This window comes from Stygiolobus sp. RP850M, from assembly GCF_037389295.1.
Taxonomy (GTDB): Archaea; Thermoproteota; Thermoprotei_A; order Sulfolobales; family Sulfolobaceae; genus Stygiolobus.
The window spans coordinates 1-9,154 of the sequence record NZ_JBBHKU010000041.1 but is presented as its reverse complement, the minus strand read 5'-3'; the positions used below and the strand labels follow the sequence as shown (position 1 = coordinate 9,154).

Here is a 9,154-nt window from a genome sequence, read left to right as displayed (position 1 = left end):
TTGAGGCTAAGCTCAAGTTCTGGGCTTATGCATGGATGGTCCACTTGGCTAATTCTTTAGTTGGTAGAGCTCCGGGTATTAGGGTGTGAGCTTGCGAATAACGTTGAAATAAATATTAATTACTGAAAAATTCTCAATGTATCATATCATGCTTATGAAATAAATTGAAGAGATCAACAAAGCAGGTATTCCTCCATACGCTATAATCCCAGCTAGAGCCACTTTAATATTGCCAGGAATAGGGTATGTTGAAAGAGAACTAAATCTTAAATGCGAAAGAGATCAGAATTCTCGATACAAATATGAGAAATGTATCCGTAATTATGTAGATGAGAAGTTCAGAGAAGGATGGAAAAAATTAGTAAGTTTCCTAATAGAATATGCTTCCAAAAATCCCAATGATTATTTCTGGGCTGTTTTCCATAAAGTAATGAGTATAACCAGCGTACAAGAATTCAAGGAAAAGCCCCCGTTGGCATTGAGAGTTATTGTTACAGAAATACCTAACGACGAGAAGGATGAAGACAAGGAACCTGATTATATGGATTTTGATAATAAATATATTAAACTAGTTAGTGAGTTTAAGAAGCATAAGTTATCCCGTACTTCTCCAGCCACTCAGCTATCAAACTTTGAGTATTATAAAGATGCCATAGGAAAGAGTAGTAGAGGATTTGAGTATTGCAGTGTTTGTGGTATATTACCAGCTATTTTGATTTTACCTAAAGGTGATGAAGAGTATAAGGAATTTGTTAAGGGAATTATAGGGGAACAAATAGGTGATGAAAAGCTTGATGATTTAAAGGTTGTACTTTCACCAGGTGAGAAGTTGTGTCCGTGGTGTTTGATTAAACGAGGATTGGGTATGAGACCGGAGGTATTTAAAGTTCTAGTAAATAATGAGGAATTTGGACAAGAAGAGATAGAAAGTAAAAGAGTTTTTATACCGTCAGTGAGTCACATAGCATCTTACAAAAAATATGAGGCGTTTAAAAATGAGGAGTTAGAGTGCAAGGAAATAAGAGATATGATATCCTTGTGGAAATACTATGAAACTTATCCTGAGGATAAAAGATGTTTAATTCTTAAAGACCCAGAAACCCTATGGTTTGGAAGAACAAGAGATAAGACTTTATCACCTTATTATGCCCTCATTAGAGCAGATACAGATTATCTAGGCGACTTATTAGAGGGTAAGCTAACTCCTTATCTTGCTGGTATCATAGACTCTACCTTTTACGGTGGTAAAAAAGATGGCAAAGAAAATGTTGTTGAGAATGCTATTAGGAGATATTTAGGAAACGCGGGAGAGGGATCGTATAAAAACGTTATGAAGCTTATGTTAAATAATAAGGAAAGCAAAGCAAAAGAAATTATAAAAGAAGAAATAAAAGAAGAGAAATTGACAAATAACATAATAGATCAGCTCAAGGAATTTATTAATGAAAATCTAAGAAGAGATAGACTGGTTCTGTTCCCGTCATGGCACGTTAGCATTAGTAGCATGTTAAATAGAATATTACTTATGGAGATAAAGTTAGCAGAAGATTTAGATGGTTTTGTGGTCTACGCAGGTGGTGATGACTTATTAGCGATTTTACCAGTGGAGAAAGCTTTAGAATTCGTCGAAAAGAGTCGTAAAGCAATAGCGGGGATAATTAGGGATAATATTGGCGAATTTATGCAAACCGAGAGTAAGGGATTTGTTAAGTTAAATAACGCATATTTTAGCTTATTTCCCTTAGTAGGACGTAGCTATGTAATTTACTTTTCCCATATAAAATACCCATTACAGTTGGTATTGGAGGATTCTTATAATTTACTTGAAGATGGGAAAGAGAGGATAAGATATGGGAATTATAAAAAGGATATAGTGATAGTTAAATATAGGGGTTCGGCTAGTGTTCTTCCATTATCCATTAAGAGACCTAATGAAGATGAAGGTGATATTGACGAATATCTCAATAGTATTGCTAAGAGCCTAGAACTATTACGTAAGCTTTATGAACTAATTAAACAAGAAAAATTATCAAAAAGTGTTATTTACAATGTTTTATCTGATGAATTACTTAATAATGGAAAAATTAAAGATGAACTCTTAGCTATATATTTAGACTATTTGATCTGTAGAAATAGGTTAGATAAAAAATTAAAATTTAGTTTTAATGATTATAAAGATTTAATACAGCTTGAAATCAAATCTGATAATAACTCTAAGACTTTAATTTATAATCTATTTCAGACTTTAAGCAATATCTTAGGGGCTGAGAAGAGTGAGTGAGAAAGTAACCTTAGTAATTAAACCTTTAGAGCCATTAATGCTAAGATCTTCTGGAGAATTTGATATAGAAACTAAAGGTCCGGCATCATATGCTAAAACTTTACTAATTCCTAGACCCTCTACAATAGCAGGAATGTTAGCGTCCTTATTATATAAAGGAGTAGTTAAGGAAAATTGGATAGATGAAGTAAAGGAGAACATGAAACCGATAAACGAGATTTGTGGCCCTCTATTAGTTAAAGAGAATTACGCTTATGTTCCACTAAGAATAGGGGGTGTATTCACTCTTATTAAAGCTCCTTTGGATAAATTATCTGAAAGTATTAGAGACGAAATTTACGATATAATCAAGTTTTATAAAGATGAAGATAAAGAGAAGATCGACTATAACAAGATAGATACTGAAATGAGCGAATTAACAAGAGAAGATTTATCATCCGTTGTATTCATTCAACCTAGATTAGGAATAGGGCTTGACAAGGATAAAAAGGTTACTAAAGAAGGAATGTTGTATATCGCGAATTACGTTTCGATAGATGCCGAAATTCATGTCATTCTAACCGGTGATAAAAATGAAATTAAAATGGCATTAGATGGTAAGATTGCTTTTCTAGGTGGAGAAGGAAGGATAGTAAAACTAAGTATACTTGATAAGGAGACCTTCAACTGTAGCAAGATTACTAATAATGGAATTTTATTATCTCCTTTGCCTGTAAATGAAGCTAATAAATTCATAGGAGAACTTGGCATTATAGGCATGGGTTTTGACATTAGAAATAAGAAAAGGAAGGAGATAGTAAAAGCTGTTCTTGAGGGTAGCATTGTAATGAGTGCTAATCCGATAACTAAATATAATGTTTTAGGATATGGTAGTCAAATCACGTTAAATTTGGGATGATAAATATTTTAAATAACTATTAGTTTTTAAAACAATAATTAAGATGATATTAATCGACCTTCTCTTCTTTTTAAGGGCAGTTTACTTGATAAGCTAAATCACCATTCAGATAAGAGCTCTAGGCATAGGGGCTGGACAAGGAGCATGAGGAGGTTAAATCGCGAAACTATATAGAAGTCTGACCTTCTTTCTCTATAAGCACTTCAAGGAAAGTTTACCTCTTTATCTATCTTCTTCAGTAACTTTCCTCTCTTCACAAGGTGACAGAGTTACAGCTGCTTACTTACTTGGCTCACATCACTTGGGTTTGTATCAATTTTCTGCTTTAGTAGCTGGAGTACCTTATATGGTTTTAGGTTCAATGAGCGGAGTGCTGTTACCTGCAGCTTCATTTCACAAGGCTTTAGGTAGTGACGAGAAGAAAATGTCCTCGCTTTCCTTCCGTGTGCTAGCTCTAATCTCCTTCTTAGCCGTTATAATATCGATACCCGTCGCAATATTTGTCGTGGACAAATTCTTTCCGGAATACGCAGAAGGGATAAAAGTTCTAGTTCTACTCCTTCTAGCCTCGACTCTGCCCTATCAAATAATGTCTTTTTTAACTGATTTCATAGTCGCAATAAGAAAATCGTTGAGGCCTTCCTTGGTCTTGTCTGTTCTTAACGTTAGCTTAGTCATACCGACTTCATTTCTTCTAATTCCGAGGCTAGGTATAATAGGTGGTGCTCTGTCTCAGGTGATAGTCTCCGTAATTTCTTCCTTGTTCATTGTGTTATACGCTACAAGGACCTACACTTTCACCGTCGGTCGGTCGGAGGGAGATTACACTGTTCGTAATGATGCCGTTGATAGGAGTTTATGAGGTGTTCGTGGATCCACCCTATTTAGACTTTTTGTTAGTTCTTCTCGTTCCTCTATTGTTTAAGTTGTTGAAAATAGTATAATCGAAGATGTAAAAATCATTGAGTCTTTTTTACCTTCTAAGCTGAAGTTTATTGCCGTGATCATGAGGGTTATAAGCGGCGAACGGAGTTCATATGCTTAAGAAAAATTTTTTAAAAGACAGAAAATACCGACACAGTGCTTGACGCTCAAGTATTCACAGAGAATTTAGCTGTATAAGTTGCTAGAAGTTTAAGTTGCTGTTGAGTCCTTATTACGAAAAACGCGGAAATGGATAACTTAAGGGACGTGGTCTTACTGGATAAGGCTTGTATGACATTGACGACGTTATGTTTTTGATGAAGGAACAAAGCTTTAAGATCGAGAAAAGGCGTCATGTCAGGTATTACGATAAAATCATCAGACAAAATCTCGATTGTTAAAACGGATATAAGAGGTGCTGAGAGAAGGGTGATGAAAGACTACGAGTGATTATATCGTACGAAGTGGATAATGATTAAACTTTACGTTAGAGAAGGCGTTGAAGCTTGTCCCAATAACATTAAGAGATAAGGGTTTCATAACTAGGTTCATAACGAAGAAGATTTAATTAAGAGTACAATCAAGACTCTCTTCTTCATCCCGTTTCGCTTATGAGGAGGAAGTAAGGACTAAGTGTTTCTGAACTACTCGAGGAGGAAACGTGACGTGACAACTTCAAGTACGGGGGAGTATAAAACTGTTCAAAAGAAAATGAGAGGATTAGAGACAAACGACGGGAAAAAGAGAGAGTTAGAAGCTAACTTATGTTAAGGTTTACTAACAGTGAGAACTCATTATTGTTGACTGTCGTCTTAGCTATAACTTATAAAGTCCTGCCATTCCTCTTTTACTACTTCATAATGGGTTATGTTCTTCCAAGCAATATAAACTTCACCTTTTCTGTATCTAAAACTAAATCGTCTCTTATGTCTACCGCTTTTCCCTCTACAACACCGTTATTTGTGTGTGCTTTAATTTTTAGTCTTATACCACCACTAAGAAAAAATACTGACTCAAAGTCCTCTTTGCATTGCAGTTTTGACGCTATAAGAACTCTCTTAACTACTTGAACTGCAACAATCGTGATCAATTCATTCCCTATTACACTCTCGAGGTTTATATTTGAGTAAAGCCTATAAGCCAGAATTTCAAATGCAGTGAAAAATACTGAGCATTAGGAGGAAATAGGGGTCTAAGTAAGACCGAGACTTCTTCGTTGTTTCGTAGGCAATTTGTTCATAATTAACTCTAATTAACCTTGTTATTGCCGATCCTATACTAATGGATCCAGAAATATATAGATTATGTTGAATAAAGAGGGAAGAATGAACAATAGATAGCGATAACGCGGTAATGTAAAAATTACGAGTGCGAGGAAATATAAAAAAAGTTCGGAGTTTTTTAATGCGTATATCGCGTCATGAAGGTTAAGTAGCTTTTTTTGATATCCTCTCTTTAGAGGTATCTCAATATTCCTGAATAGTGCTCTCAATACTCCCACTCTGTTAACTCCTACTTCGTATCGCTACATATATACATATAATGATAGTTATGAATGATATTATCCCTGAAATTGATGCGGAAATTATGGGTGACGTGAGACTTGTGAGAAATAAGGGAACCAACATGTCAGTTGGGTTCAACTTGCTCACCTTATCTGAGAAGAATTGTGTGATTATAATTCAGTTCATTTTTTAACACGTGTTAACGTTATCGCTATAAACAGCGGTATAGCGTCTTTTACTATCTCAGTCGGCAAGGATGCATTTAGAGGCTTCACGACTAAAGCAAGAAGTATTATTTCACCTACTACGTAAGGTATGACGTAGAATTTGTTTTCGTCGTAAAGTTTGCGATATTTGAAAACCTTTCCGAGGATGAGAACAAGAGATACTAAGGTTAGAGCTAAAAAAAAAAGAATTTTGTGGTAGTACTCTCAAGTTGTAATATTTTAAGGTTTCAAATAGCACGTTGATTATACTAGAAATAGTAATTGCTTTCACTAGATCTATTCCTTTATCCAATACTCCATATCTAACATAATAAAGCACCTTTTGGGTAGTGTCGATAACTTTTTTATAATCCACTTCTTTTCACCTGATTATACCATTCATAGATACAAATAACATAAACGTCTTTCTACAAAGCTTCTGGTAATACCTAAGACAATATGCTGAATTTGTATTGCTATACTCCTAAAGTAGATTTTTATTTGCTTAAGAGATTTGCTCCTATGCATACTATGAAGTTGGCCACAATCGTTTCTATTATATTCATGATCGCTATAATTTTCTTAGGAATAATTTACTTTATTTGCTTTGAAAATTTATTTTATGCGTATGCATACACACAGAATTCTATAATGAAATATTTCTTATCGCCTCAGCAAATAAAACCAGATAATGAATCAATAACAGTGAACAATACGACATTCGAGCTTATGTATTATAATGTTTCTGAAAGTGAGTTAACTGAGTTAATACACAATACTAGTACTTACACTAACGATATTGGATATTTGTTAACGCCGATTGCAGGGTTAATAATACTCTACGTACTATATATTTTTCTTTATTTTAGGGTTTTTATTAGAAATAGAAATTTATTGCCAAGCTTTATTTTCCATTCTCTATTTCCTATCGCTGTTGAACTTATCATTATTATACTCATACCTTTATCTCTGGGACTTATTTTCTATAGTACGATTTTCCCTATCCTCTTGACTTTTCTTTATGCATTAGACCATTTGCTACCTCTAGACTCTGCTTATTCAATGATAGATTCACTAATCTTTGGTTTAGATATCTTTTTATTTGTGGTAGAGTTTTTGATTGAACGGGTTACCGAGAATGGAATTTCATCAATTCCTACTACAATTAATAAAGCAGTGAAATTATTTTATTCCCTTAATGAAATATTGGAACATGCTATTAACGTATTGAAATTAGTAATTAAGATTTTAGTTATAATTACATTTGCTATCTCAATAGTTACAACTTTTTTGGCTTATTTTAATATCGCATATCTAATAGAAGACTTTTATTTTGTATTTTCTACAATGTCAATCATTACCGTTCTGGTATTGTTCGTTTTAATTACCGAATTCTTAGTCAATATAAGCTTTAAAGGAATGAGTTATATAGAGAGGGGTTCGAACTTTCATTGAGGCTTCATGAATTTATATTCAACCTCTCGGCCTCTTGCTCCTTATTTCCCTTATATAAAACATATTAGTCAGATCTGTATTACATAGATCTGATTAATTGCATCTTATCACATAATCTAGGAGATAATCGTAATTTCCTTGATTTGTAAAAAGAACGTATCTAGCCAATTTTAATTTTTCCTATATTAAAAGTAAAATACAATTCTATTATTTTATTTAAAATCAAAATATATTCTAAACTAGTATTTGATACTTATAATATGCCATTCTTATAGTATAAGGTTCTTAAAGCATTAATAAAAGGAATGGAATTATTTTAACTTGTCAAATTGTGTGAACGTCCACACTTATTTAGCACATCACGATATTTATTAGTTAGAATTACAGTAATTATCCTAACTATAGGAGGAACTAAAATATAAACAATAATGAAGTAAAACCCTTGAGGGAGATTAAAGCAAACATATCTCTTGTTACTCTCTCGTTCTTCTCTATCATAGAACTCAGGATTATTACAAACTCTCCTTGTAGCATTAATGATAACACTAGTAGTATCTATCCCTCTGTTTCTTAAGACTTGAAAATGCTAATTCTATCTAATGCGTGTTGGCTTATTTCACAGTTTGGAATAAACTCCATGAAATCATTGTACAAGGACTCCCCCCTGAGTCCCTTAAATCCGGGTAAACCGTTAAGTTAGTGGTCTCCAAATAAACGTTAATTCTCTTACCCTCTACGCTTATTTCTACTTCAGGCTTCTCAACAACATTAACCTCTTTAGGCACTATACCTCTGTGGAACACTAGATTTTGGGGATTACACGGTTCACCGAATTTAGGCTGATTAGTATCTACAGAAACTACTGCATTTACTTGGACGCTGTAATTTTCACCGCTCTTAATCACGTGAATTGGTATAGGATAAATTCTGATCTTAAGCTCTTCATCCCCTACCCTCATTATTAGAATACCGGGCTTAATAGAAGTTAACTCATAGTCATCAAGAATTATCATTTACTATCGTCCTCGTAAACTATATCAATTGCGACTATTCTACCGTCTTTATCCCTCCAAATTTGAACGTTGGCATCGTGATATTCCACATCGTAAGGAGAACCTCCGAATTCTATCAAAATACCGTCATCATATTCTCTAATGGTTGGTAAAATCATATTCAATGAAAAGTTCTGAACAGAAGCATTGTACGAGACATTTTGTTGTAAAATAAACTCATACATAGAATTAAAACTCATCTGACGCTAAAAAGTCTTGCTTCTCTAATAAATTAGGTTTGAGTCAGCATTTTTGAGTGTGGACAACAATTTCATTCACAGCAGTTATGGGAATCTTAGGGAGGTAATACTAAGAAGTTGGTATTAGCGAGAAGTTTTTAATTTTAGACGTCGTTCCACTGAAAAGATGAAAATGTCAAAGCGGAAGGGACAAGTCGAACTGGCTAAGGAGAGGCTGGTCAAGGCGGTCAACCAAGTTCTGGGCGTGATCAGGAGGAACGGGAGGAGCAGGAAGGTCGAGTCAGCACTAGTCCTCATGACCCTGCTAGGTGGTAGGGCCAGCGTGAAGAATGTTGCCGAGACGTTCGGGTTAGACTACGCAAACCTGCTGGAGGCGTTGGGAGAACTCGAAGACGCGTGGAAGGACTACTTGAAGGTCCTGTCGGGGCTGGTGAAGGGTGAGGTTGTTGTCATCATAGACGACACCGTGGACCACAAGGAGTACTCCAGAGGGAAGGACGTGAGCCCCCATGGGAACTACTGGATCTACTGCCACACCCACGGGAGGTTCGAGAGGGGCGTCCAACTCCTCACGGTCGCCATAGTAGACCTCTCCACGGGCAGGGCGTTCATGGTGGGGGCTTTCCCCTACGC

At 35.1% G+C, this 9,154-nt stretch carries 6 protein-coding genes and 2 pseudogenes; 4 read left to right on the top strand and 4 right to left on the bottom strand.

Translation table 11 applies throughout. The features are described from left to right. Positions 1 to 163 precede the first annotated feature (163 nt). From cas10 to WIW52_RS04700, 3 genes and pseudogenes are all read left to right on the top strand, one after another. On the top strand, positions 164 to 2,281 hold the full coding sequence (gene cas10, locus WIW52_RS04710) for a type III-B CRISPR-associated protein Cas10/Cmr2 (RefSeq protein WP_337708942.1): 2,118 nt from the start codon (positions 164 to 166) through the stop codon (positions 2,279 to 2,281). Next, the gene (gene cmr3, locus WIW52_RS04705) at positions 2,274 to 3,179 is read left to right on the top strand and encodes a type III-B CRISPR module-associated protein Cmr3 (protein WP_337708941.1); all 906 of its coding nucleotides are present in this window, start codon (positions 2,274 to 2,276) and stop codon (positions 3,177 to 3,179) included. The genes cas10 and cmr3 overlap by 8 nt, the downstream gene beginning before the upstream one ends. Before the next feature lie 187 nt (positions 3,180 to 3,366). After that, positions 3,367 to 4,224: pseudogene (locus tag WIW52_RS04700) on the top strand (lipopolysaccharide biosynthesis protein); the annotation flags it as partial. Positions 4,225 to 4,270: 46 nt separating this feature from the next. On the opposite strand, the gene WIW52_RS04695 reads toward WIW52_RS04700, so the two are convergent. The 4 genes from WIW52_RS04695 to WIW52_RS04680 form a co-directional block, all read right to left on the bottom strand. After that, positions 4,271 to 4,489 (bottom strand): hypothetical protein, encoded by a 219-nt coding sequence (locus WIW52_RS04695; RefSeq protein ID WP_337708940.1) that lies wholly within the window; start codon positions 4,487 to 4,489, stop codon positions 4,271 to 4,273. 479 nt (positions 4,490 to 4,968) lie between these two features. Then, entirely contained in the window at positions 4,969 to 5,193 is a 225-nt protein-coding gene (locus WIW52_RS04690; protein ID WP_337708939.1) for a hypothetical protein, read from the bottom strand. A 2,687-nt stretch (positions 5,194 to 7,880) separates the two neighbouring features. Then, positions 7,881 to 8,282 carry a hypothetical protein gene (locus WIW52_RS04685; RefSeq protein ID WP_337708937.1) on the bottom strand — a complete coding sequence of 134 codons (402 nt, stop codon included), beginning with the start codon at positions 8,280 to 8,282 and terminating at the stop codon, positions 7,881 to 7,883. Further along, on the bottom strand, positions 8,279 to 8,506 hold the full coding sequence (locus WIW52_RS04680) for a hypothetical protein (protein ID WP_337708935.1): 228 nt from the start codon (positions 8,504 to 8,506) through the stop codon (positions 8,279 to 8,281). The genes WIW52_RS04685 and WIW52_RS04680 overlap by 4 nt, the downstream gene beginning before the upstream one ends. A 187-nt stretch (positions 8,507 to 8,693) precedes the next feature. Here WIW52_RS04680 and WIW52_RS04675 point away from each other — a divergent pair. Then, a pseudogene (locus WIW52_RS04675) lies at positions 8,694 to 9,154 on the top strand (IS701 family transposase); the annotation flags it as partial.